Below are 21,911 nucleotides of genomic sequence, written 5' to 3'. Positions count from 1 at the left end.
AGTCAGACGGGCAGCGGGTTACTTCGCGAGCGGCAAGAACACCATTTGCGATGGGCTGCCTACCGGCGTATAGCCTTCAACAAAGCTGAGCTTGCCACTGGCTTTATCTACACTGAAGCGGGTAACGTTATCGCTGCGTTGGTTCATCGCATACAGAAAGTGACCGTCCGGGCTCAGCGTCAATGACCGTGGGTAATCACCACGCGTCCAGATTTCAGCCACCGCGTGCAGCTCGCCGTCAGGGCCAACACTGAACTGTCCAATGCTGTTGTGGAGCCGGTTAGCAACATACAGATTTTTGCCGTCTTCGCTCAGGACCAGGCCTGCTGCAAAGTTAGTGCCCTTATAATCAGCGGGCAGTGAAGACACAACATGCTGCTGTTTCAGAGTACCTTTTTGGTTATCAAAACGGTAGCTGGTCAGCGTCGAGGCTTCTTCATTCACCAACAGCAACGTTTTGCCGTCCGGGTGGAACACAAAGTGACGTGGACCTGCGCCGGCAGACGATGCCGCGATCCACGGTGGATCATTCGGCGTCAGTTGACCGCTGGCATCATCAAAGCGCCATTGATAGATACGATCCAGCCCCAGATCGGTTGAAAACACATACTTACCGCTCGGATCGCTGGCGATCATATGTGCATGCGGACCATTGTGGTCGCTGATCGCAAAACTGCCTTCCACCGCGCCTTCCGGCTTGCCGGTACCGGCTGGCCCTTGCTGTTGCTGCACTGAGCTGGCGTTACCCAGCTTGCCATCACTCTCAATCGGGAATACCGCCACGGTACCGCTGACGTAGTTCGCTACCAGGAGATGGCGGCCGTTAGGCGTCGGAGAAAGATATACCGGCCCCGCGCCTTGGGAATCGACCTGATTAAGCTGCGTCAGCCCACCATCAACCGGGTTGATATGGTAAGCAATAATGCCGCCGTGTTTAGTGCCATTAAAGTCCGCCACTTCACTGGCGACATACAGCGTCTGGCCTTTGGCATCTACGGTAAGCTGTGCTGGATTACTCTGTTTACTGACCAGCGTTCTGGCGCTCAACACACCGCTGGCCGAATCAACCTGCACGCGGTAAACGCCTTCACCGTTGGGATTGTAAGTACCGATATAAGCAAAATGAGATGACGTAGATTTCATTGCATCCTCAGCATGCAGCACCGGGCTGGCCATCGCCAGTAGCGCTAGGGTTAACGCGGTGCGTAGGGGTGGAGACTGCCAGTTTCGCATAGTTATCCTTATGATAGATAGCGGCGCGGCGTGCCCGCGCCTGCGGATACAGAACCTGTCGCCTCCCTGCCTTACGTCATCCGATAATGCGTTTACCCGACCAGCTTTTTGGTGATTGCCAGCAGGGTTTTAACGTCCTGTGGGCGAGTGTTGCCGGTGGCGGAATCAATGATTGAGCTGTAGATATGTGGGATCACTCGTTTCACACCGACAGCCAATGCGATCTCGACGATCGGCTCGAAGTTTTCAAGATCGATACCGCCGGTCGGCTCCAGCATAAAGTCATGCTCAGCACAGGCCTGGGCCACATACTGATATTCCTCTTTGCATGCCAGCCCACCCATTGGGAAATACTTGATCGAGCTGCCACCCATATCTTTTAACAGGGCAATGGCGGTTTCCACCGGCACGATACCGTCCGGTGCCGCAGCACTCAGCGGGCCGGTCGAGATTTTCACCCAGCCGACGCGACCAGTAGGTGACACCAGGCCATTGACCACGCTGTCATTTTGGCCCAGCAGCGCGCGGCTGGCACCGACACCGGTAAATACCTGGTTCACGTGTTGTGGCTGCACCCGTTGAGAAATCAGGCTGACCATCGCCGATTGTTTCGGATCGCCCGCGCCCAACCCTACCGACAGCGCATTCTCAATCAGCCGCGCATAGCGCTGCATGTCAGCCACCGCGCTGTCGACATCTGGATAGTTCTTAGACAGAACGCCCACCAGCACATGCCCTTCCGCCGCCGCATAAATGTCCTGCGCATTGTCTTTTGAACCGGCCAATACGTTGAGGCATACGCGATCGCGATAGTAGTTAGGTTGCAGCTTCATGCTTGTTTCTCCGTAAACAGATTTTTAATACAGGTGAAGACGGTCATCAGTTGTTGCTGGTCAACACTGCGCACATCCACTTCAATCTTGCCTTCGTTAGCCTTATAGCCACGGAAGTAGATAGCGATATCGCCAGTTTTCAACGCCTGTACGATGTCGTAGGTCGAACGCCCAAGCACCGCTTCGTCAAAGGTGATTTCCGCCCGCGCGATATCGCGACCGGCGCTGTCCCAAACGGTTTTGGCGCTGATGCCGGTCAATGTATTGAGGCTATCGATAAACGGCGTCATTCTTTCAACCATTTGCTGACCGGTGGTTTTTTCCAGCGTCAAATAGCTCTCTATCGCCTGAGTCAGACCTAGAATGCCCTCTTTGCCGACCTTCATCGCTCGGCCGATGCCGCCAGATTGCAGCTTCACCCATTCAACATACTGTTTTTTACCGATCACCAGACCGCTGGTTGGGCCTTCGATAGCTTTGGCGCCGCTGTAAACCACCAGGTCGGCTCCCATTTGGTAGTAACACAGCAGATCTTCTTCCGCGGCGGCATCAACAATAAGCGGCAGGTTATGTTTACGTGCCACCACGACCGCCTGCTCAACAGAAAGAATGCTTTTCTGCACACAGTGGTGTGATTTGATGTAGAGAATGGCCGCAGTCTGAGGCGTGATGCAGGCTTCAAGCTGTTCAGCAGAACATTCATTAGCGTAGCCCGCCTCCACAACCTTACCGCCGCCCAGCGCCACCATGGTGTCAACCGGTGCACCAAAGTTAACGTTATGACCACGTGGCAGCACAATCTCACGTGGAACGGTAATAGGTGCTGAGTGCAAGTTCACCAACAGGTTGGCATTGTCTTTCACAATCAATGCCGCCACCGATTGGGCGATGCCTGCCGAAGCGCAGGAAACGATCACCGCAGCTTCAACATTCAGCAGGTTGGCAATATAGGCGCCAGTCTTATCAACCAGATCCTTGATTTCAAAATAGTGATTCAGGCCATAGTCAACGGCGTCAATGACATCCTGGCGCGGCGTAGATACACCGAGCATAGTCATGCGACCGGAAGTATTAATGACCTGTTTTAAATTATATTTTTCATAGATTGAAGACATGAGCGGCTTTCCCTTCATCGGTTAATAGGATTTCACCGGCCACGACGGCAGCCAGTGGAACCAGCAACTGTTGTCCAGCAACTGATTGCCCTTCTGAATCAGCGAACACCTGTGGCCCTTGGTGGAGTTCAAACAGGGTGAAATCAGCGTCATAGCCTGGTGCGAGGCGACCTTTATTGTTCAGACGCAGCGCCGAGGCAGCATTCTCCGTTACGCAGGCAATCACCTGCGGGAGAGACAGACCGACACTGAAGAATTTGGACATCACCGTCGCCAGACTGTGTACTGGGCCAGCCATGCGGTTGCGACAGTAAATATCGGAACTGATGGTATGCGGCAAAATACCCAGTGCTATCGCCTGCCGGGCGACCTCAAAGCTAAAGCTGGCGGTACCGTGGCCAACGTCGAGCAACACGCCACGCTTCAATGCACGCTGAATGGACTCACGCAGCGTACCGGCAGGCGTCAGAATGCGATTTGGCTTGCCGTTGTAGCAGTGGGTAATAATGTCGCCACGGGTCAGCAGATCGGCTATCTCATCGAGATCCGGTGGGTTATTACCGATATGCACCATCAATGGTAATTGGTTATTTTCCTGCTGGATCTCTTTGGCAAGCACCAATGGCCGGGTGCCATTCTGGCCGACTACGCTACTGCTCATGCGTGCCTTTATACCGATGATAAAACCCGGATGTTTGCCGATAGCTTGGCTGACTTTTTGCTTATCGATATCGGCCAAATCGGCCAACTCGTTTTGCCGCAACAAACCGATGCGTGAAATATTTAGAAAGGCGAAGACATTGGTTTTAGCATTGCGCGTCAGCGCATAAAACGCCTCGACGTCATCGGTACCGGTACTACCGGCGTCGATCACTGTCGTGACGCCGCAGGCCGTGCCAACCAGGTCCGGTTCGTCATGGTAAATCGGCGAAGAAGGGTAACAATGCACGTGGGAGTCGATCCAGCCGGCGCTCAAGAGACAGTTGCCCGCCAGATCCAGTTGCCGATGGGCGCAGACGTCGTCGGCTAACTGTCCAACCTCGGCAATCTTGCCGTCCTGAACTGCTATATCGACCAGCTGGTCATCCACCAGTCTGGCGCGTCTGATTACTAAGTCATACATACTGCATTACTCCTTTTCAAGCAGGGGAGCGGCGTGCCGCTCCCCAACAATCACAGTCGCATTTAAGCGATGGCGACAGGGAAAATGGCCCCTAACAACATCGCGCCGAGGATCGCCCCACCGGTGATTGGCTTGTTCCAGATATAGAACAACAGTGCGCCGAGCAGTGAACCTATACCAATAGGAATTGAGGCAGTCATTGCAGACAGGATGATCAATGGCCCCAGGAAACGCCCAGAGGAGTTACCTGCCCCCATCATCACATCAGCCCCGTAGGTAGAGTTGCTCTGGTTGATGGTAAATTTACGCGCCAGGATGATCAGGTAGCCAATCGCCAAACCAATTACCAAACCGGTTATCAGCGACGCAGCAAAGTTCGCCACCGGGAAGATGATCCCCGCCCCGAGCAACAGTGCAGGAACACCCAACCCAACACCTGTCTGGATCGCACCTCCGATGTCCAGGATCCCCACCAGCGAGCCTTCGATGATGCGCGCAAACAGGAAGCTGGCACCGAATGCCGCTACAGCACCATAAACACCGGTATCCATCCCGGCACGCAGCATAGAAACAAAGGCGACTTCGTTAAATGCGCCGATGCCGTACAGGTAGTACATGTGCGTCCCGGCAAACACGCCGGAAGAGAGCAGGCCAACAAAAATCGGGAATGACCAGTCGGCATACCAGAAGCCTTTTTGGGTTTGTTCTTCCATTTTCCAGCTCCTTATTTACCGCTCAGGGTATTGTGAATGGCGTCAAGCCAGCCCGGTACGCCGAGGCTGAAGGACTCGAGGACTTTCATGTCGAAGCCGCGGAAGAAGCCGCTCAGCACGAACAACAGCACGATCACCGCCATCATGATCTTGGTGATTTTGTTCCATCCGCTTTCTTCGACGCCTTTACCGATCAGGATGCCCAATACCAGACCCGGAACGGCATTGCCCATGATCAACTGCGCCAGACCGCCAAAGATGGTGCCCCAGAAGCCAGAACGACGCCCGGCGTCGATCGCCGCCAGCCAGAAGATCACCGGCATCACGGTATTCACCAGCAGGTTAGCTGCCGGCACCAGCACTTTAATCGCCGTGACTTGCAGTGCAGCAGGCACTGCGGAGGCGGTAGTATTGAGGAAAGCCACCACCAGCATGCCGATAATGCCGCAGGCGATAGCCATTTTTTTCGGGTCGTGCAGCGTTTGCGCCAGGTTGCGGTTTTTGACCATCAACGCTGCCGCACCCCAGTGTGGGATGATGCGGTGGTCAACGTCCTGCGTGAAGGCACCCGCCGCCACGGAAGACGCCCAGGCGTTGAAGAAGAAGCCCAGACCGAATGAAAAGTGGGAAGCCGGATCGCCCTCGCAGGAGTTCAGCTCGCCCAAGGTACGGAAAGCGCCCATGCCCTGAGTGGTTGGGGCATGGAACATGCGTGCGGCGCCGGCCCCTACGCCAACCCCCACCAGTCCGCCGATAATAAGCGACTTAAATAAGATGATTAAAAACATCAGTATACCCTTTGATTTATGCTAACGTTTTTATTTCGTGACGAAGACAACTTTTTCTGTATTGATGATTGTCACGTTCACGGTTATTTCCAGAGATACGGAATAATTCTTTCTTTCGCGCGGTAGAAAGAAGAATAGAAACTTTTCTTTTGTTATTTTCTCTTCCGCTCTTAATACGCTGACATCCTGCGGTTCAATACGCAGCAGAATATTACTGGTGGATTTTAATACCGCGCCCTGTACGTTGGCCAAGGCGGAAGCAAAAGCTTTCGCTTTGCTGTCGCCCTTACCCTCCACCTTTACCGACGTTGTATATTGTTCTTTCATTACGGATTGCCGTGTTTTTTAACGTAGGCTTCAACCAGTCTCTGACCCAGTTCTTCTTTATCCATAAAACCAAAACCTAACACCGTGCAACCTTCGTTAATTGCCGTCACGCCTTCATCAATGGAGCGCATACCGTATTTGGCTTTGTAACCGTATTTTGTTTGTGCAGTAATCGCGCCGGCACCGCCACTGCCACAGAAAGAGATTCCTAACTGTGCACCTTCCGCTTTCATCACATCGCCCAGCTTCATATCTGCCGCTACGCCAGGGATCACAATGGCTTTTCCACCTGCATTTTCAATGCCCTGACCCACTTTCTGACCTTTACCCAAACGATCGCCAATCACTACAGTAATCTGACCCATGGTATTTTCTCCTGATTAATTTAATTCGCTAACGGCTATTGGTTATTATCTTTTGCTACTTCGAAATGCACGGACAGCAAATAAGCCTCTTCGATCGGAAGAGTGGTAAACTGATCGACCACTCTTTCAGCCATTTGCATTGATTCCGCTGAGATCTCATCAAACAGTGACTTATCAACTTCCGGTAATGGCTCACCTGTTATTGAGCGCAATACCATGGCGCGAATATGAGATTCCAACATCTGTTGCTGTACCGCATTGGTATAAATACCGTCTTCATTCAGCATAGTGGTAATATCTGACAGTACCTGCTCAGTTATCGCCCCGGCCATGCTGACATCAGGCTGTTCATTCTTTTCTATCGCAGCAGATCCATCATTCACTTTTCAGTACCCCTAGATCCCAACATGATTCTGTCAATCTCACAGCGCATCACTTGAATAACCCGCCTTCTCTGATGTCTTTACCCTAACCCCAGGACGATTTTCTGTGTAGCGTGTTTTTTTCCAGTTGGAAGTGGAAATTCAGTGACCATCAGGGATCCATTTCGCAAAATAAGGATTTATTAGATAATTCAATTAAATTACAAAAAGATAACCCCACAAGCTGTTTCCAGTTAACCCGGCGGCGGTGAAAAGCTTCGTGATCGGGATCTCTTTCTTTTCCCCGCTTAACCGCCTACTATCGGTAAGACAATTCGACATCAACAACACCCCCGCTCCTCTGGCGCGGGGGTGTTGCTTTTGTGCTGTTTTTCCGAATTTATGGGCGCGTAACCCGTCGCCTTTTGATTTGACTGGAGAGTGGAATGACCAAGCCAACCATTACTATTAATGAGCTGGATGCGGAACGCCTGGATGCGCTATTGGAACAACCGGCCTTTGCCAACACCGACGTCGCCGCCGCGCTGAACATCGAACTGGATCGCGCCGAAATCCTGCCGCCGTCCCAGATCCCGGCCAACGTGGTGACCATGAACAGCCGCGTGCGTTTCCGCGATCTGCATACTGCAGAAGAACATGTGCGTACGCTGGTTTACCCGGCGTCGCTGAAAGATAGCCACGAGCAGCTTTCAGTGATGGCGCCGTTAGGCGCAGCGCTACTGGGCATGCACATTGGCAACCAGATTACCTGGCAGTTGCCGAACGGTGAAGAAGCGCGTATTGAAGTGCTGGAACTGTTGTACCAGCCGGAAGCGGCGGGTGAATATCACCGCTAAGCGGTTTTCAGGGCGGTGACCAACCGCCCTTTCTGCATTTATAAGCTGATGGCGACCAGTACGACGATCAACAGCAGCACGTAAATTCTGGCATGCAGCCTGTCATTAACCTTCGGCAACCATTTTTTGGCGAACGCAATCCCCATAATACCTGCCGCTACAAGCAACCCCAGAATGGTCAGATTGACATAACCCAGATACTGCGGCCCAGTCATTTCCTGCCAGCCCAAAGCGACATACATCAGTGCACCAATGATAGCGACCGGGATCGACAGCGGATTGGCTGCGCTGACGCAATGTTTCATCTCATAACCATGTCGGCGTAATAAAGGCACGGTTAGCACGCTCCCTCCCACGCCGAGCATCGTCGCAATCACCCCAATGAGCGGACCACCGACAAATAGCGTCACCTTAGACAAGGCCGCACGAGGCGGTTTGACCAAAAAACCCCGCCTGAACAGACAGTCCGCAATCGTCACCAGCATATAAATTACAAACAGTAGCCTAACCACGCCGTCTTCCAGCAGGCTTGAGGCAAAAGCCCCCAATGCAGCGCCAATAGCGATAAAATAAACCAGCGGAACAATGGTTTCACGCAGCAGATTACCACTACGCCAGTTAGTGAAAGTGGCATAGCCCGCGTTCAGGATCATCACCGCCGTTGAGGTTGCCACTGCGACATGCATCGCTTGACCTGACTGTTCACCCGAAGAGGCAACCAGATGATAAACAAAAGGTACCACCACGAAGCCGCCACCGAAGCCGAATAAAATGGTGGTAATGCCGGTAATAAAACCGGCACCAAGAATGACCAACATCTCAATCATGGCTATGCGCCCGAATGAAATCATCGAAACCAGCAGCGAACTGGCCCGCCAGTTCATGGAACTCATCACCCACAAACAGAGACAGATAATGGCGGCGAATTGCATCATGGTCGATCAGTTCAATCCCAAGCGCCTCGGCCTGCGCCAAAGAGTGTGCGTCCGGAAATCCCCAGTAACGGTAGTCGCCCTGTAGCTCAACGGTTATCGCTTCCCGCTCATCCGCCCGTATCAAATGGTGCGCTAAAAATGCCCCAGAGCGGCACCCCAGCAGTATCATGTTTTCCAAAAATGAAAGGTCATAGCGCAGTTCAGCCGACTGGCGGGCGATCACCGGGCCTGCATCCCACTGCTCATCCATTTCATGCAGCGTCAATGCACAGTTTTTCTCGCCGTTGACCATAGCGCGGAACAGTGTCATGACACCGCGGTAATGTGGCAAATCCCCCGGATGAAGATTCCACAGCAATTTACCGCGCTGGCTGAAAGCCCGCACATAATCTGCAGAGAATTTCTGATAACAACGCAATGAAATGACCGCATCCATATTGCCCAAACTGCTGATAAAAGTTGCATCATTAATATCAGCAATACGGTGGGCCTTTACTGCTGAGCCCGCCAGGAAAACCTGCGGAGCCTGATAAGCGCCCTGGCAAATATCAGCATGTCGGGTGACAAAGGGAAAAACAAAGTCATTCAGTACCTGGCGTTCATAGAGGCCAAGTTGCCGCACAGCCGGCTCTTGGAAACGGCGCGATGCTTTCACCAATGGAAAATAAACCGTAAAGGCACATTCCTTGTTTAAGGCGCTAATAACATCCTGACATGCCAGCCAGGAAAAAATATCGTTGCCAACAAATAGCGCTACGTTTTTCATACTATCGCCTTCTTTGTATTAAATATGCTGTTATTGAAAACTATTTTGCTGATATCTCGGGTAATGGATTCCATTGCCGAGGTATAAAAAAGATCACCTTTGGCAGGAGCGCCAAGAGAGTACAGGTTTTGTTCATTTCCCTGTTCATCTGGGACTTTAAGCGTGAGAGGGTTACATTTCACACCACCAAATATATTTTCCTGCACCAGTCCACCTTGAAGCAGAGTGCCATTTAACCGGTTTGGCTTCATTTGGTATGAAGGGGCAGTACAATTAAGTAAATATTGAGTATGTACCGTCGCATTGTGGCAGAAAGCGTTGAACCCTTGATTATCCTTCTCAATATTTACCACGCCGCCAAAGGCGCGTAAGCGTTGGCACTCTAATCCGGTGATAATTTTATAAGCATTCTTTAATGGCATAGCGTGCCGATTGCGCATCCAGGAAGAGTTATAAAAGCGCATAAATACTTGTCGATTATTTTCATCCATTTTAACCCAGGCTTCACACACTGCAGGATGGATCGCGGCCAGGTAGCTACAGATATGCTCACGGGCAAAACGTGCCCGGTCGAGGCTTTCAGCCAGGTCACGATAACAATCTCTACCGGTGCCCATAGAGGACAATACCGTCAGCCGCTCTGGCCCAGGATAGTATTGCTCCAGTGCCGCATTAATCATGTGAACTAACTGATGCGCATCGATATAGTTATGGTCGGCAACAAAGCGGGTCAATCGCTGCTTAAATTCTGGCGGCGGTGCACGCATCAGCGCAGGTTGTACGCTGGGAAACAATCCGGAACGCGACAAAGCCGAAATATTACTCGCCCCCACCCGCTCAATCAGTTCAATAATGGCATCTATCGCCGTTAGGCTACAGCCAATCACGCCAATTGCTGAAACAGGGTTAATAGCAGGAAGATCTCGATTCGCCTGATAAGAAATCACGCCATCAATGGGATACAGACTTTCCGCTTCATTATGCCCCGAGCACAGCACCAACGCATCCATCTGCTCTGCAATCCCACCAGCTGCGGTCAACAAATATCCCGCAGGATGCGGGCCGATTTCCTCAACTTCAGCGGTAATGAAATTCAGTGTGACGTTGCTGTCGGCCGCCATAAAGACCGACATATCACGGATAAAATCGAGATACTCTTTATAGAGCCAACGCGGTGGATAACGGTCTTTAGTGTAGCGAGGAAAATGCATAGTGATCCAATCTGAAAAGTGCGCACGATCAAAAATATCTGCCGACATGTTCTCCGGCGTCATATTTAAAATATGACTATCGAAATCGCTGCTGTAAGCCATGCCCCCGTTAAAACCTTGCTTGTCAAAAACCTTCAGCGAAAGATGTTTATTGCAATTATTAACAGACTTATTCTTAATGAAATTGTAAACAAAGGAAATGCCAGCCGCCCCACCACCAATCACACCGATCTTACACATGAAATATCACCTTATAGTCACAGCATTAAAAGAAGAACTATTGCTTCAGGTGTTGGAATAAAAAGACAACTTATTCCTTATTAACTTCTTGTATTGTGCAGACGAGATAACTCGTCCTGCCCCGGCGTTTAAAATAAGAGGGTTCAATCAACAATAAAAATATCTCACTGCCAAGGCAGCGTTATTTCTCTTCCTTGATAGTAAAGCGACGACGATTGGCTTGCTTTATATGAAAGGCCAACTATCATTGCATTTCGGCCAACATGCTCAACGATAGGGCTTATGCGCAACGTACGTATAGATGACCTCGACCACGTGCCAAGGCCAGTGATCGCCATCGGCACCGATTATCCATCAGGCCATCTGCTGCCCATGCACAGTCACCGCCGCGCCCAACTCCTGTATGGCGCGACCGGTGTGATGCACGTATTTACCCGCCAGGGGAATTGGATTGTGCCGCCGCAGCGGGCGGTGTGGTTGCCACCGCAAATGCCGCATGAGGTCAGAATGGTCGGTGTCACTACTCGGAGCCTCTACATTGAGCCGACGGCTCTACTGCCCGCTCAACCGCAGGTTTGCCAAGTGGTTAGCGTGACGCCACTCATGCGCCAACTGTTGATGGCAGCCGTCGATATGCCTCTGGAATACGACCCACAGGGCCGGGATGGCGCGCTGGTTAGTCTGTTGTTACATGAGCTCGCTCATCTGCAGTCCTTGCCCCTGCATATCCCGCTGCCTGCTGACCCACGGTTGGGTGAACTGTGCCAACGTTTCCTGCAACAACCTGACGCCCACGACTCACCGCAGGAATGGGCCGCACGCCTGTACATGAGTATCCGTAGCTTCAGCCGCCTGTTCCGCACTCAAACCGGCATGTCATTTTCACAATGGCGCCAACGAGCCTGCGTGGTATTGGCATTGGCCCGACTGGCCGAAGGTAGCAGCGTGACGCAGGTAGCTCTGGAATTGGGTTATGAAAGCAGCGCGGCGTTTGCAACCATGTTTCGACGCGTGCTGGGGCAAGCGCCGTCCTGCTATCTGACATCAGAACGGCGCGAAAAGACTTAGCGGAATTTCTTATGATTGACGTCGCGGGTTTGCTTGAAGCCCTGCGCAACTTGCTTGGCTTCGGCCAGTTTGCCTTGATTAGCCAGCGCCAGCGATTGATCTATCTGGCCGATCAGCGTATCCAAACCGTGATGGAAATCTTTTATCTCCGGGCTGTTGGCCGCTTTATCTTCCATTTTTGGTGGCTTACTTTGCTTCGCATCTACGGCAGCGGCACGCATATTCTGCAAGCTTTGCTTCATTGTGTCCGTGGAGTCGGTGCTCAGCACCGTTTTGTAATTGCCCGATATGGTATCCATATCGTCGGCCAGATCGGCTGCGACAGCCAGTGAACTGGCACCCAGCAGCGTCAATGCCATAAGCGCTTTCAGTTTGTTCGACATGCTTGCTCACCTTCCAGTTATTGTTTTATTTGACCCAGCCTAACCATAGGCAAGTGAAGTGAAAACCGAAACCGAAGATTTGTAAGCAAGGTTAAAACGGGGGAAAGGGAAGTGAGACGGCTGGCAACCGGAGCGGCCAGCCGTGGTAAACATTACTGACCGGCGATTTTCATGTCCGGCAACAACACAGAACCGCACTGGATGTTACTGCGGGTTTCGATATCGCTACCCACGCTGACGATGTTACGCAACATATCCTTCAGGTTACCCGCGATAGTGATCTCGCTGACCGGATATTGGATCTCGCCGTTTTCTACCCAGAAACCCGCAGCACCGCGAGAATAGTCGCCGGTAATGCCGCTGACCCCCTGGCCCATCAGTTCGGTAACCACCAAACCGGTGCCCAACTGCTTCAACATACCGGCAAAGTCATTACCCTGCCCTTTGATCCGCCAATTGTGGATACCGCCCGCATGGCCGGTACTGTGCATACCCAGCTTACGCGCCGAATAGCTGGTCATCAGCCAGGTTTGCAACACGCCATCTTTGACAATGTCGCGGCGTTGGGTACGGACACCCTCGCTGTCGAACGGCGTAGAGGCCAGCCCTTTTAGCAAATGCGGGTGCTCTTCGATAGTCAGCCAGTCCGGCAGGATTTGTTTGCCCAAAGAATCCAACAGATAAGTGGATTTTCGGTAAACACTGCTCCCACTGATGGCACCGACCAAATGCCCGAACAACCCCGTTGCGACTTCAGAGGCAAACAATACCGGTGCGGTCATGGTTGACAGCTTACGCGGTGCCAGGCGTAACAGCGTGCGACGGGCACATTCCTGCCCGACCCATTCCGGGCTTTCCAGATCGCCCATCGCGCGGCCAATGGTGTAAGCGTAATCACGCTCCATATCACCATCCTGTTCCGCAATGACGCAGCTAGACAGTGAATGCCGGCTGGAACAGTAACTTTGCAACATGCCGTGGCTGTTGCCGAACACCTTGATACCATAGTGGCTGTTAAAACTGCCCCCTTCGGTATTGGTAATACGTTTGTCTGCGGCCAGTGACGCCTGTTCGGCTCGTGCAGCCAGTTCGATACCGCGCTCTGCGTCCAGTTCCTCTGGGTGGAACAGATCCAGATCCGGTGCGTCAAACGCCAGTAGATCTTTTTCTGCCGGGCCGGCGTTAGGATCCACCGAGGTATAACGGGCGATATCCAGTGCTGCCTGCACAGTACGCGCAATCGCATCCGGGCTGAGATCGGTAGAAGACGCACTGCCTTTACGCTGTTGGTGATAAACAGTAATGCCCAACGCACCATCGCTGTTGAACTCAACGTTCTCCACCTCGCCGAAGCGGGTGCTGACGCTGATACCGGTAGATTTGGTCACGGCAACTTCTGCCGCATCGGAGCCGGCGCGTGCCAGTTCCAAAGCCTGTGAAACGGCCTGTTCCAGCGCCTTGCGCTGTTCTGCAACTTGAGTGACTACTTTCATCAATCTGCCATACTTAATCAGAAAATCGTTGAGAAAAGTGCCGTGGCGGCGTGGTTGCGCGTGGAGTCACGCGCAAAAATCATGTGATTTATACTTTTGAGTCTAACAGGAACCGCGTGGAATTTCGCATAAAGCCGGCAACCTGTTAGGATTAGCCTCTTTTTAACGGAGCCTACCATGAACAAACAGCCTGAAGACTGGCTCGACGATGTCCCGGAGAACATTGACGAGGAAGATGACGAGATTATCTGGGTCAGTAAAAGTGAAATTAAACGTGATGCCGAAGCGCTGAAAGATCTGGGCGTCGAACTGGTCGAGCTGGGTAAAAACGCCCTGGACCGCATCCCGCTGGACGAAGATTTACGCACCGCGATTGAACTGGCGCAGAAGATCAAAAAAGAAGGCCGCCGCCGTCAGCTGCAACTGATTGGCAAAATGCTGCGTGCCCGCGATGTAGAGCCGATCCAAACCGCGCTCGACAAACTGAAGAACCGCCATAACCAACAGGTTTCGCTGTTCCATAAGCTGGAAGTGCTGCGCGACCGCCTGGTAGAAGAAGGCGATGATGCGATCCCGCCTATTCTGGCGCTGTATCCAGATGCCGATCGTCAGCAGCTGCGCTCACTGGTGCGTAACGCACAGAAAGAGAAAGCCGCTAACAAGCCGCCGAAAGCTTACCGTCAAATCTTCCAGTATCTGCGTGATCTGGCCGAGACCGCCGAATGATCGCCGCCGTCACCACGGGATGAACCCAGTTCATCCCCGGTGATGTGCAGGTTCACCGCTGCTTTCACGAATATTGAAACGCAGGCTACCTTCCAACTCTTCTTCCGCCTCTTCAAACAGAAGAATAATCGCGCCAAAACGACGTTTGCTGCGGGCGTTGAGATGGGTAAACTCAATCTCAACCGGCAAGCCGATGTCCGCGGTTACCACGTCCCACAGTGCATCCAGATTGGCGCCAAACGCCTCATCCAGCGCAAACTTATGTGCAAAGTCGCGGTAGAACGCCGGCAAATCGTTAATCTGATTAAAATCGAACTCTACTTTTGCCATCAAGCTCACTCCACCCGAATGAAGTTTTTATAATGGTCACGCGTGACAAAAATCAGGCCGTCGCTGGAATACAGCAAGCGATCGGCACCGCGCCGGCCGCATTGATAATTGATATCCGCTTCGCGCCATACTCGGCTACGGGCGGTAGGCAGTTGCCCTTCACGGTTTGAGAAACGGTCACCGCCAATGGCCTTGCCCGGCAGCACCGAACACAAATTCCCGTTACGTGCATCCCACCCCTGTTCACGCGCCTGCTTCTTGGTGATGTAATAGTCCGGCAGCCGCTGATGCTGCTGCAGGTAACTCACCACCCTTTTCTGCTGCGTCAGTTGGTCAATACTCTGACCTTCAGCCACCGCCGGCACGTTGGCAATCACCCTATCGGTACCGCGCAGTGCGCTAAAACCGGCTATCACAACGGCGATAACTATCGCCACGAGGATCCGCTTATTCATTGCTGTCCCTGAATTATGGCAGACAGGGGTGCATCAGCACCCATGCTAGTTGGATTTATAGATGAAAAGGATGAAGCAGAGATGACTGTCATATAACGTTTTCACTTCAGGGGAAACCGCACCCAACAACTTGCATCACCCATTCATGCTAATCATGCCATTTTGCAGCGCGTCTGGCACTCAGTGCAACTCCGAAACAGGGTCATCTTTGGCAAGTATAGCCCCGGGAGGGGCATTTGGCGTGTCAGTCGATCAACGCATGGCGGTAACGATGCAACATGTCCGCCAGGCGTTTTACCGGCCCAGTGACGCTGAGTGGCGCATGATAATCCACCAGTTTTTGCTGATAGTCATTCATTTCACCCAACAGTCGATCGTAATAGTACGCGCGCTTCACATCGTTTTTAGCCGAAACAACATGGTCTGCGGTATTGCGGATCTGCTTATGGAATGCTGAAAGCTCCTCGCTGGCCGGTATCTCCGCTCGCTGCATACGCTGGTGGGCGATGATCAGGTTTAGCGCCAGGCGGTACTTCGCGATATCGTTCGGGAACATCATCAGCAGTTGATTCAGTTGCTGATACAGTGCTGGCAGATGATTTTGCCGACGACGCGACGCCTTGGTGGTCAACGCCGATACTGCACTGCTGACAAACTGGTTCAGCAGCGTACGCCCCGTACGTTCACGTGAGTTATCGCGGATCAGTAACAGCACCATCAAGCCTACGCAGCTGCCAAGGAACTGACCGAGCGCCCCGTCGAGGAACTGAGTCACGTTGAACTCCATCGGGTTGCTCAGCACCAGAATGTTGATGGTCCCGGCCAACAGGCCGAGTGAGCCCAACCGCCGTTTCTGCACTTCGATACCGATGAAGAAGGCCAGCAGGCCCAGACTGAGACACAGCAGTAAAATACTTTGCTGGGTTGCAGGCAGGATTACCATAAAGAACAGTGAGCCGACCGGGATCGCCGCCAGCATACCCAGCACAAAGTCCATCGCCACCATGCGCGGCGCCGGAGTACGCATCGCCAGTGAAGTGATCACCGCAATGATCACCATAAAACCACTGCCGGAGGTCCAGCCAGTCCATAACCACAATAAGCTACCAAACGCCGTTGCGACAAAGGTACGCAGGCCGTTAATCATCGCGTGGTGTCTTTCTGCCGAGGTTGGTTTGACCACGACCTCACTGCTTAACACCCCTTCTTCCACCACACTAATGCTGCTGTTGGTATGCACACCTTTGGCCAGCAGCAGGTAACGAGTAGCTGCGCCCACCCAACTGGTGATGGTCACTAAAGTCTCATCGGTACGGTTGGTAGTCAGCACTTGCCGCAGCAACTTCATGCGTTTATGAATTTCCTGCGGCGTTTCCGCCGGTACCATCAATAACTCGCGAACGTTTTCTTTCAGCGCATCCGGGTGGTTCAGCAGGATTAAATAAGTTTCGCAGGCCTGGGTAATCAGTGTCAGCGAAAGCGTATGCAACGCCAGAACGCGGCGGTTCACTTTCTGCCAACGTGATGACTCCATCATCAAGTTGCTGCGCATGCCATTCAGCGCAGTGGTGCTTTTCACCAAGTTGCTCCAGGCACGGTCGATGTCTTCTTTCTCGGCATTGCTAATACACATCTGCATCAATCGGTACTGATCCACCAGCAGTTGATCCACCGCACGATCGATATCCTGCTTGATTGAACGCGGTGAGAACAGCAGATCCGCCAGCACAGCGCTGACGATCCCCAGTACGATCTCACTACAGCGCTCAATGGCAAACTGCGGTGCCTCTAACAGGTGAGATTCGCTGCTAGCGACGGTCACGATGATGATCAGCGCGGTGTAGCCCGCCAATCCCCAGGCATAGGAGTTTTCGACTTTAATCAGCGAAGACAGCCAGGTACAGAAACCCGCCCAGATACAGCACAGCAATAACATCACTACCGGCGCACGCGCCGTCGTGACAATAATCACCAAGCCGACAAAGCAACCGATAAAGGTACCGATAATGCGCAACCAACCACGATGGCGGATAGCACCAGAGAAGGGTTCGCCGCCCGCCGCAAAGGCCGGGCCGGCAGCCACGATGGCGGCAGTCATCGCCGACCAGCGTGGCGTTTCCAAATTGAGATGGAAACCGACAAACAGGGCAAACACAATCGCGAAACTGAGTTTGAAGGCAAATCTCAGCCGGATAAAGGTTGGGTTATTCATTAACCGAACTCACGCAGCCGATGCATCAAACGCACAAAAGGTGAGCCGCTATCGACAGCGCGATCATTCTTACCGGTGATCACCACCGTGGCGGTGGTGCCAGCCGGGTACGGGTGCAATTGGTCTTTGTCGTCCAGCAGGATTTTTACCGGCACGCGCTGCGCCAGACGCACCCATTCCAGATTACTGTCGATTGACGCCAGCCCTTTACTGTTCACGGTGCTGCTACTGTTGTTAACGGCAGCGGCCACGCTATCCACGGTGCCGTGCATAATACGGTTACTGCCCAACGGGGTGATCTCTGCACGATCGCCTTTGTTCAGGCCATTGAGCTTGGTTTCTTCCAGATAGGCCAGAATGTAGAAGCTGTTTTTCTTCACCAACGCCACAGCTACTGAACCACGTGTAATGTATTCGCCAGCGTGTACGTTCAGGTTGGTGATCCAGCCGTCAGCGGGTGCACGTACCGTGGTGCGTTCCAGATCCAGCTGCGCCAGTTCGCGTGTCGCTACGGCCTTCGCTAACTGATGTTCGACCGTCTGCAGTACGTTATTCGCCTGATCGATCTCTTCTTGCGACATCGCCTGCACACCTAAGCGTACGCGGCGGCCGGCTTCACGCCTTTTTTCCGCTGCCAGCGTCTGGTAATAGGCAACATCGGCGCTGGCTTCCGCCAATGCCTGTTGATAACGCGGCTGATCGATAACCAACAGTACCTGCCCTTTCTTCACCAATTGGTTATCCACTAACGGCACGTCAGTCAGCAGACCGGTGACGTCCGGGGCTATCGCCACTACGTCAGCGGTAAACTTGGCGTCTCGCGTCCAGGGGGATTCGGTGTAGAACACCCAAGCTTTGAATATAGCGATTATCCCCAGCAGGACCAGAATCAGTGTGATCGCGATTCGGGCTATTTTTATTGAAAAATTTTTCACAGCGACCTCAAACGAAAAGACATGAAATCAGATAGAACAAACAGCAATACAGCGCGGTATTAAACAACGCTGGATGCCAGACAAAATCGTAAATCCCAGTGGGCTGCAGCAGACGGCGCAGCAAAAAAAACAGCGCCAGCGAAACCAGCAACTCAAAAAAGACCGGGGGAAACGACAGTCCGAAAATGACCATAACCGGAAGCAAACTCATCAATTTTTCCTTATCACTCACTGCACCGGGCGTTAACCTCCATACCCGTCATCTTTCAAGTTGCAGTGTTGTTACCTGCACTCGCTCACCCCAGTGACTTACTAAAGTAAGCGCCTGGGGATGAGCGAGCTGGGCGCCTAACTGCAACTTGAAAGCTATAGGGTATATCTCCATTCACATTCTCTTTACATTTTAGCTGACACGCACCACAAATTCCGGCCCAGACAGGTCAGGAACCTGAAAAAAGAGTAAACTCTGGAACGTACATCCGCGATAGGAATTGCGAGGATACCGGAGGGTTCGGCCACTATGACGCTGCCGATCACACTCGCGCGTTGATAAGGTCTTTCCACCCGACTACGTTATATTAGCTTGCTTACTATCAACTCATCAACAATCTGTGATCTAAATCACTTTTAAGCCAGAGTGAATAATGGAAAGACTAAAACGGATGTCGGTATTCGCCAAAGTGGTTGAATGCGGGTCGTTTACGGCGGCTGCGCGTCAGCTCGATATGAGCGTTTCATCTATCAGCCAGACCGTCTCCAAACTGGAGAATGAACTACAGGTTAAGCTGCTTAATCGCAGCACACGCAGTATTGGCCTGACAGAAGCCGGGAAAATTTACTATCAGGGGTGTCGCCGCATGTTGCTGGAAGTCAGCGAAGTGCACGAACAACTGTATGCATTTAACAATACGCCGACCGGCACGTTGCGTATTGGCAGTTCATCCACCATGGCACAAAACGTATTGGCCACCATGACCGCCGATATGCTGAAAGAGTATCCCGGTCTGACAGTGAACCTGGTCACTGGCATCCCAGCACCGGATTTGATCGCCGATGGACTGGACGTGGTGATTCGCACGGGTGCGCTGCAAGACTCCAGCCTATTTTCCAAACGCCTGGGCTCAATGCCAATGGTGGTGTGTGCCGCCAAAAGCTATCTTAGCCAATACGGTACGCCACAAAAACCGAGCGACATGGTCAATTTTTCCTGGCTGGAATACAGCGTGCGACCGGATAGTGAATTCGAGCTGATCGCACCGGAAGGCATCAGCACACGTATTGCACCGCAAGGGCGTTTTGTCACCAACGATTCACAGACCATGATCCGCTGGTTAAAAGCCGGGGCAGGCATTGCCTATGCACCGCTGATGTGGGTGATCGAAGAGATCAAACGTGGCGAGATCGAGATCCTTTTCAAAAGTTATCATTCGGATCCTCGCCCGGTATATGCCGTGTACACCGAGAAAGATAAACTGCCACTCAAGGTACAAGTGTGCATCAACTACCTGACCGATTACTTTAAGCGCGTGGGGGAAGTCTATCAGGGCTATCGCTAATCAGAACACGGCGCACCAAGGCACCAAGTACCAGTAATGCCAGCATGCCTAGCCCCCAGATCAACCAGACGACATATCCCGCCCAGGTAAGCAGCAGCGGGAAAGAGCCCGCCAGCCAGTTCCCCAGTTGCTGCAACCATGGTAACCCGCTATCCAACAGCGTCTGCGGAACCAGATTGAGCAAACCGGTAAGCTGTGGCGCCAACTGCGCCGAGCCGCTCTGCGCCAGTCCCGTTAGCGCGGGCAACCAGCCCAATACGCCAGAAACGCCCCAGGCCAGCAGCGTCCATAACGCCATGGCAACCAACAGCACTATCACACTCCATCCACGTTTCGTCATGACTGTCCCCCATTGACCGCCTTGCCGCATTGTTGGCAAAAACGGCTGCCTGGCGGCAAGGGGGCGGAACATCCGCTGCATTGTGCCACCGCCGCCTCAAAAGGCTGACCGCAACGATGGCAATAACGCGCACCGGGCTTGTTGAGTGCCTGACATTGCAGGCATTGTGGCCCCTGATCGCCATACTGATTATAACGGTTGCCATGATGCCCCCGGCCATGTCCCGAACGTTGATGCCCGCCACCGAAACCGCCTTGCCCCAAGAGCTTTTTCAACATGCTCATCGCGCCTCTCCTCTCTGCATTTCGCCAGGCCTCACAATAAACCCTGGAGTAAACTCTAGGGTAAAGTGCCATGAAAGGGATTTACGTTTCATTACATCACCGAATCAGCAACGCTTTGATGTGGTTAACAAAAAGCATTATCGGTCATTACCTCGCCTGCCGTCGGTGCGCTATGCTGCGGGAACCTCTCCCTGCATCAGGAATAAAAATGAAAAAAATCATACTGGACTGCGATCCGGGGCATGACGATGCGATCGCCATGCTGCTGGCCTGGGGTAACCCGCAGATTGATCTGCTGGCGGTGACTACCGTAGTAGGTAATCAAACCCTGGATAAGGTCACCCGTAACGCACTGGCCGTCGCGCGCATCGCCAATATTACCGGCGTGCCCTTTGCTGCCGGCTGCCCGCGCCCGCTGGTACGCCAGATAGAAGTCGCACCCGATATCCATGGCGAATCCGGCCTGGATGGCCCAGTGCTGCCACAACCAACATTGACGCTGGAACCCTGCCATGCGGTAGATCTGATCATCGACACCATCATGGCTCACCCGCCAGGTAGCGTGACGCTCGTCCCGACCGGCGGCCTGACTAATATCGCAATGGCGGTGCGTAAAGAGCCACGCATTGCCGAACGCGTGAAGGAAGTGGTGCTGATGGGCGGCGGCTACCACGTGGGCAACTGGAGCGCGGTGGCAGAATTTAATATCAAGATCGATCCGGAAGCCGCGCATATCGTATTCAATGAAAAGTGGCCACTAACCATGGTCGGGCTAGATCTGACCCACCAGGCGCTCGCCACGCCAGAAGTCTGTGCTCGCATTGCCGCTATCCAAACCGGACCGGCCAGGTTTGTCAGCGAACTGCTTGAGTTCTTTGGCAAGATGTATCAACAGGCGCAAGGCTTTAGCGCACCGCCGGTACACGATCCTTGCGCGGTGGCTTATGTGATCGACCCCGAAGTGATGACTGTCCGTAAAGTCCCGGTGGATATCGAACTGACCGGCACCCTGACGTTGGGTATGACGGTGGCCGACTTCCGCGCCGCGCCGCCGCCCGACTGCCACACTCAGGTGGCGGTAAAGCTGGATCAGGATAAGTTTTGGGATTTGGTGGTGGGTGCACTGGAGAGGATTGGGGAAGTGAAAGTTTAAGCTGCGGCTTATATGACAGGTAATAGTAAGGCGGCAGGCCGGGTAGCTTTTGGATTGCCGCCCGGCCTGGTTTTATCGCGGAGGAGAAACTAAATAGCTTAATGCTAA

The 21,911-nt window shown here is 52.9% G+C and carries 26 protein-coding genes; 5 read left to right on the top strand and 21 right to left on the bottom strand.

Annotated elements, in window-relative coordinates:
- Positions 1-18 precede the first annotated feature (18 nt).
- The 9 genes from SGR01S_RS14655 to SGR01S_RS14615 form a co-directional block, all read right to left on the bottom strand.
- The gene (locus tag SGR01S_RS14655) at positions 19-1,233 is read right to left on the bottom strand and encodes a lactonase family protein (protein WP_061807826.1); all 1,215 of its coding nucleotides are present in this window, start codon (positions 1,231-1,233) and stop codon (positions 19-21) included.
- A gap of 92 nt (positions 1,234-1,325) precedes the next feature.
- Positions 1,326-2,066 (bottom strand): 2-dehydro-3-deoxy-phosphogluconate aldolase, encoded by a 741-nt coding sequence (gene dagF / locus SGR01S_RS14650; RefSeq protein ID WP_061807825.1) that lies wholly within the window; start codon positions 2,064-2,066, stop codon positions 1,326-1,328.
- Positions 2,063-3,181, bottom strand: coding sequence for a DgaE family pyridoxal phosphate-dependent ammonia lyase (locus tag SGR01S_RS14645; protein ID WP_037416304.1), 1,119 nt, complete (start codon positions 3,179-3,181; stop codon positions 2,063-2,065). Before SGR01S_RS14645 ends, dagF begins: the two co-directional genes overlap by 4 nt.
- Complete coding sequence (locus SGR01S_RS14640; RefSeq protein WP_061807824.1) at positions 3,165-4,304, bottom strand: amidohydrolase/deacetylase family metallohydrolase; 1,140 nt, start codon at positions 4,302-4,304, stop codon at positions 3,165-3,167. The genes SGR01S_RS14645 and SGR01S_RS14640 overlap by 17 nt, the downstream gene beginning before the upstream one ends.
- A gap of 62 nt (positions 4,305-4,366) precedes the next feature.
- Positions 4,367-5,017, bottom strand: a complete 651-nt coding sequence (locus SGR01S_RS14635; RefSeq protein WP_037416299.1) for a DUF4310 family protein — start codon at positions 5,015-5,017, stop codon at positions 4,367-4,369.
- Between the two features lie 11 nt (positions 5,018-5,028).
- Positions 5,029-5,805 (bottom strand): DUF4311 domain-containing protein, encoded by a 777-nt coding sequence (locus tag SGR01S_RS14630; RefSeq protein WP_012147073.1) that lies wholly within the window; start codon positions 5,803-5,805, stop codon positions 5,029-5,031.
- Between the two features lie 30 nt (positions 5,806-5,835).
- Positions 5,836-6,132, bottom strand: coding sequence for a DUF4312 family protein (locus SGR01S_RS14625; RefSeq protein WP_061807823.1), 297 nt, complete (start codon positions 6,130-6,132; stop codon positions 5,836-5,838).
- A complete protein-coding gene (locus SGR01S_RS14620) occupies positions 6,132-6,497 on the bottom strand; it encodes a glycine-rich SFCGS family protein (RefSeq protein WP_012147075.1) in 366 nt (121 codons plus the stop codon). The genes SGR01S_RS14625 and SGR01S_RS14620 overlap by 1 nt, the downstream gene beginning before the upstream one ends.
- 35 nt (positions 6,498-6,532) lie before the next feature.
- Entirely contained in the window at positions 6,533-6,880 is a 348-nt protein-coding gene (locus tag SGR01S_RS14615) for a glycine dehydrogenase (RefSeq protein ID WP_061807822.1), read from the bottom strand.
- A gap of 425 nt (positions 6,881-7,305) precedes the next feature.
- Between SGR01S_RS14615 and rnk the strand changes: the two genes are divergently transcribed.
- Positions 7,306-7,716 carry a nucleoside diphosphate kinase regulator gene (rnk, locus tag SGR01S_RS14610; protein WP_020831894.1) on the top strand — a complete coding sequence of 137 codons (411 nt, stop codon included), beginning with the start codon at positions 7,306-7,308 and terminating at the stop codon, positions 7,714-7,716.
- Between the two features lie 38 nt (positions 7,717-7,754).
- Here rnk and SGR01S_RS14605 read toward each other — a convergent pair whose 3' ends face one another.
- From SGR01S_RS14605 to SGR01S_RS14595, 3 genes are read right to left on the bottom strand one after another with little or no spacing between them, the layout of a single operon-like run.
- Complete coding sequence (locus tag SGR01S_RS14605) at positions 7,755-8,543, bottom strand: sulfite exporter TauE/SafE family protein (RefSeq protein ID WP_061807821.1); 789 nt, start codon at positions 8,541-8,543, stop codon at positions 7,755-7,757.
- A complete protein-coding gene (locus SGR01S_RS14600; protein WP_037416283.1) occupies positions 8,536-9,417 on the bottom strand; it encodes a formyltransferase family protein in 882 nt (293 codons plus the stop codon). Before SGR01S_RS14600 ends, SGR01S_RS14605 begins: the two co-directional genes overlap by 8 nt.
- Positions 9,414-10,868, bottom strand: coding sequence for an FAD/NAD(P)-binding protein (locus SGR01S_RS14595; protein ID WP_061807820.1), 1,455 nt, complete (start codon positions 10,866-10,868; stop codon positions 9,414-9,416). Before SGR01S_RS14595 ends, SGR01S_RS14600 begins: the two co-directional genes overlap by 4 nt.
- Before the next feature lie 282 nt (positions 10,869-11,150).
- Between SGR01S_RS14595 and SGR01S_RS14590 the strand changes: the two genes are divergently transcribed.
- Entirely contained in the window at positions 11,151-11,936 is a 786-nt protein-coding gene (locus SGR01S_RS14590; RefSeq protein WP_037416277.1) for an AraC family transcriptional regulator, read from the top strand.
- Here the strand turns inward: SGR01S_RS14590 and cybC are convergent.
- Positions 11,933-12,319, bottom strand: a complete 387-nt coding sequence (gene cybC, locus SGR01S_RS14585) for a cytochrome b562 (protein ID WP_037416274.1) — start codon at positions 12,317-12,319, stop codon at positions 11,933-11,935. The two genes, SGR01S_RS14590 and cybC, sit on opposite strands and share 4 nt — an antisense overlap.
- 152 nt (positions 12,320-12,471) lie before the next feature.
- Positions 12,472-13,812 (bottom strand): metalloprotease PmbA, encoded by a 1,341-nt coding sequence (gene pmbA, locus SGR01S_RS14580; RefSeq protein ID WP_061807819.1) that lies wholly within the window; start codon positions 13,810-13,812, stop codon positions 12,472-12,474.
- Between the two features lie 177 nt (positions 13,813-13,989).
- Here pmbA and yjgA point away from each other — a divergent pair, with 177 nt between their 5' ends.
- Positions 13,990-14,538 (top strand): ribosome biogenesis factor YjgA, encoded by a 549-nt coding sequence (gene yjgA, locus SGR01S_RS14575; protein ID WP_037416268.1) that lies wholly within the window; start codon positions 13,990-13,992, stop codon positions 14,536-14,538.
- Between the two features lie 30 nt (positions 14,539-14,568).
- On the opposite strand, the gene SGR01S_RS14570 is transcribed toward yjgA, so the two are convergent.
- The 5 genes from SGR01S_RS14570 to aaeX all read right to left on the bottom strand — a co-directional run bounded on the left by SGR01S_RS14570 (position 14,569) and on the right by aaeX (position 18,681).
- Positions 14,569-14,868 (bottom strand): barstar family protein, encoded by a 300-nt coding sequence (locus SGR01S_RS14570; protein ID WP_037416266.1) that lies wholly within the window; start codon positions 14,866-14,868, stop codon positions 14,569-14,571.
- Between the two features lie 5 nt (positions 14,869-14,873).
- The gene (locus tag SGR01S_RS14565; protein ID WP_061807818.1) at positions 14,874-15,323 is read right to left on the bottom strand and encodes a ribonuclease; all 450 of its coding nucleotides are present in this window, start codon (positions 15,321-15,323) and stop codon (positions 14,874-14,876) included.
- Positions 15,324-15,567: 244 nt separating this feature from the next.
- Complete coding sequence (gene aaeB, locus SGR01S_RS14560; RefSeq protein ID WP_061807817.1) at positions 15,568-17,535, bottom strand: p-hydroxybenzoic acid efflux pump subunit AaeB; 1,968 nt, start codon at positions 17,533-17,535, stop codon at positions 15,568-15,570.
- Complete coding sequence (gene aaeA / locus SGR01S_RS14555) at positions 17,535-18,470, bottom strand: p-hydroxybenzoic acid efflux pump subunit AaeA (protein WP_037416260.1); 936 nt, start codon at positions 18,468-18,470, stop codon at positions 17,535-17,537. Before aaeA ends, aaeB begins: the two co-directional genes overlap by 1 nt.
- 7 nt (positions 18,471-18,477) lie before the next feature.
- Complete coding sequence (gene aaeX, locus SGR01S_RS14550) at positions 18,478-18,681, bottom strand: p-hydroxybenzoic acid efflux pump operon protein AaeX (RefSeq protein WP_004936952.1); 204 nt, start codon at positions 18,679-18,681, stop codon at positions 18,478-18,480.
- A 433-nt stretch (positions 18,682-19,114) separates the two neighbouring features.
- Between aaeX and aaeR the strand changes: the two genes are divergently transcribed.
- Positions 19,115-20,026: an HTH-type transcriptional activator AaeR gene (gene aaeR / locus SGR01S_RS14545; RefSeq protein ID WP_037416253.1), complete on the top strand. Its 912-nt coding sequence runs from the start codon at positions 19,115-19,117 to the stop codon at positions 20,024-20,026.
- Here aaeR and SGR01S_RS14540 read toward each other — a convergent pair.
- Together SGR01S_RS14540 and SGR01S_RS14535 are read right to left on the bottom strand one after the other, a co-directional pair.
- Positions 19,989-20,366, bottom strand: a complete 378-nt coding sequence (locus SGR01S_RS14540; RefSeq protein ID WP_061807816.1) for a hypothetical protein — start codon at positions 20,364-20,366, stop codon at positions 19,989-19,991. The genes aaeR and SGR01S_RS14540 overlap by 38 nt on opposite strands.
- Positions 20,363-20,650 carry a zinc ribbon domain-containing protein gene (locus SGR01S_RS14535; protein WP_061807815.1) on the bottom strand — a complete coding sequence of 96 codons (288 nt, stop codon included), beginning with the start codon at positions 20,648-20,650 and terminating at the stop codon, positions 20,363-20,365. The genes SGR01S_RS14540 and SGR01S_RS14535 overlap by 4 nt, the downstream gene beginning before the upstream one ends.
- Positions 20,651-20,858: 208 nt before the next feature.
- On the opposite strand from SGR01S_RS14535, the gene uriH reads away from it, so the two are divergent.
- On the top strand, positions 20,859-21,803 hold the full coding sequence (uriH, locus tag SGR01S_RS14530; RefSeq protein WP_061807814.1) for a uridine-preferring nucleoside hydrolase UriH: 945 nt from the start codon (positions 20,859-20,861) through the stop codon (positions 21,801-21,803).
- Positions 21,804-21,911 lie beyond the last annotated feature (108 nt).

It is taken from the genome of Serratia grimesii NBRC 13537 (genome assembly GCF_001590905.1).
GTDB classification, from domain to species: domain Bacteria; phylum Pseudomonadota; class Gammaproteobacteria; order Enterobacterales; family Enterobacteriaceae; genus Serratia; species Serratia grimesii.
Note: the sequence above shows the minus strand (reverse complement) of the source record. Positions and strands in the feature narration are given on the sequence as shown.

Excerpts from the sequence above, each read along its gene's own strand:
- SGR01S_RS14655 (WP_061807826.1), bottom strand. The coding sequence starts at position 1,233 with ATGCGAAACTGGCAGTCTCCACCCCTACGCACCGCGTTAACCCTAGCG.
- dagF (WP_061807825.1), bottom strand. The coding sequence starts at position 2,066 with ATGAAGCTGCAACCTAACTACTATCGCGATCGCGTATGCCTCAACGTA.
- SGR01S_RS14645 (WP_037416304.1), bottom strand. The coding sequence starts at position 3,181 with ATGTCTTCAATCTATGAAAAATATAATTTAAAACAGGTCATTAATACT.
- SGR01S_RS14640 (WP_061807824.1), bottom strand. The coding sequence starts at position 4,304 with ATGTATGACTTAGTAATCAGACGCGCCAGACTGGTGGATGACCAGCTG.
- SGR01S_RS14635 (WP_037416299.1), bottom strand. The coding sequence starts at position 5,017 with ATGGAAGAACAAACCCAAAAAGGCTTCTGGTATGCCGACTGGTCATTC.
- SGR01S_RS14630 (WP_012147073.1), bottom strand. The coding sequence starts at position 5,805 with ATGTTTTTAATCATCTTATTTAAGTCGCTTATTATCGGCGGACTGGTG.
- SGR01S_RS14625 (WP_061807823.1), bottom strand. The coding sequence starts at position 6,132 with ATGAAAGAACAATATACAACGTCGGTAAAGGTGGAGGGTAAGGGCGAC.
- SGR01S_RS14620 (WP_012147075.1), bottom strand. The coding sequence starts at position 6,497 with ATGGGTCAGATTACTGTAGTGATTGGCGATCGTTTGGGTAAAGGTCAG.
- rnk (WP_020831894.1), top strand. The coding sequence starts at position 7,306 with ATGACCAAGCCAACCATTACTATTAATGAGCTGGATGCGGAACGCCTG.
- SGR01S_RS14605 (WP_061807821.1), bottom strand. The coding sequence starts at position 8,543 with ATGATTGAGATGTTGGTCATTCTTGGTGCCGGTTTTATTACCGGCATT.
- SGR01S_RS14600 (WP_037416283.1), bottom strand. The coding sequence starts at position 9,417 with ATGAAAAACGTAGCGCTATTTGTTGGCAACGATATTTTTTCCTGGCTG.
- SGR01S_RS14595 (WP_061807820.1), bottom strand. The coding sequence starts at position 10,868 with ATGTGTAAGATCGGTGTGATTGGTGGTGGGGCGGCTGGCATTTCCTTT.
- SGR01S_RS14590 (WP_037416277.1), top strand. The coding sequence starts at position 11,151 with ATGCGCAACGTACGTATAGATGACCTCGACCACGTGCCAAGGCCAGTG.
- cybC (WP_037416274.1), bottom strand. The coding sequence starts at position 12,319 with ATGTCGAACAAACTGAAAGCGCTTATGGCATTGACGCTGCTGGGTGCC.
- pmbA (WP_061807819.1), bottom strand. The coding sequence starts at position 13,812 with ATGAAAGTAGTCACTCAAGTTGCAGAACAGCGCAAGGCGCTGGAACAG.
- yjgA (WP_037416268.1), top strand. The coding sequence starts at position 13,990 with ATGAACAAACAGCCTGAAGACTGGCTCGACGATGTCCCGGAGAACATT.
- SGR01S_RS14570 (WP_037416266.1), bottom strand. The coding sequence starts at position 14,868 with ATGGCAAAAGTAGAGTTCGATTTTAATCAGATTAACGATTTGCCGGCG.
- SGR01S_RS14565 (WP_061807818.1), bottom strand. The coding sequence starts at position 15,323 with ATGAATAAGCGGATCCTCGTGGCGATAGTTATCGCCGTTGTGATAGCC.
- aaeB (WP_061807817.1), bottom strand. The coding sequence starts at position 17,535 with ATGAATAACCCAACCTTTATCCGGCTGAGATTTGCCTTCAAACTCAGT.
- aaeX (WP_004936952.1), bottom strand. The coding sequence starts at position 18,681 with ATGAGTTTGCTTCCGGTTATGGTCATTTTCGGACTGTCGTTTCCCCCG.
- aaeR (WP_037416253.1), top strand. The coding sequence starts at position 19,115 with ATGGAAAGACTAAAACGGATGTCGGTATTCGCCAAAGTGGTTGAATGC.
- SGR01S_RS14540 (WP_061807816.1), bottom strand. The coding sequence starts at position 20,366 with ATGACGAAACGTGGATGGAGTGTGATAGTGCTGTTGGTTGCCATGGCG.
- SGR01S_RS14535 (WP_061807815.1), bottom strand. The coding sequence starts at position 20,650 with ATGAGCATGTTGAAAAAGCTCTTGGGGCAAGGCGGTTTCGGTGGCGGG.
- uriH (WP_061807814.1), top strand. The coding sequence starts at position 20,859 with ATGAAAAAAATCATACTGGACTGCGATCCGGGGCATGACGATGCGATC.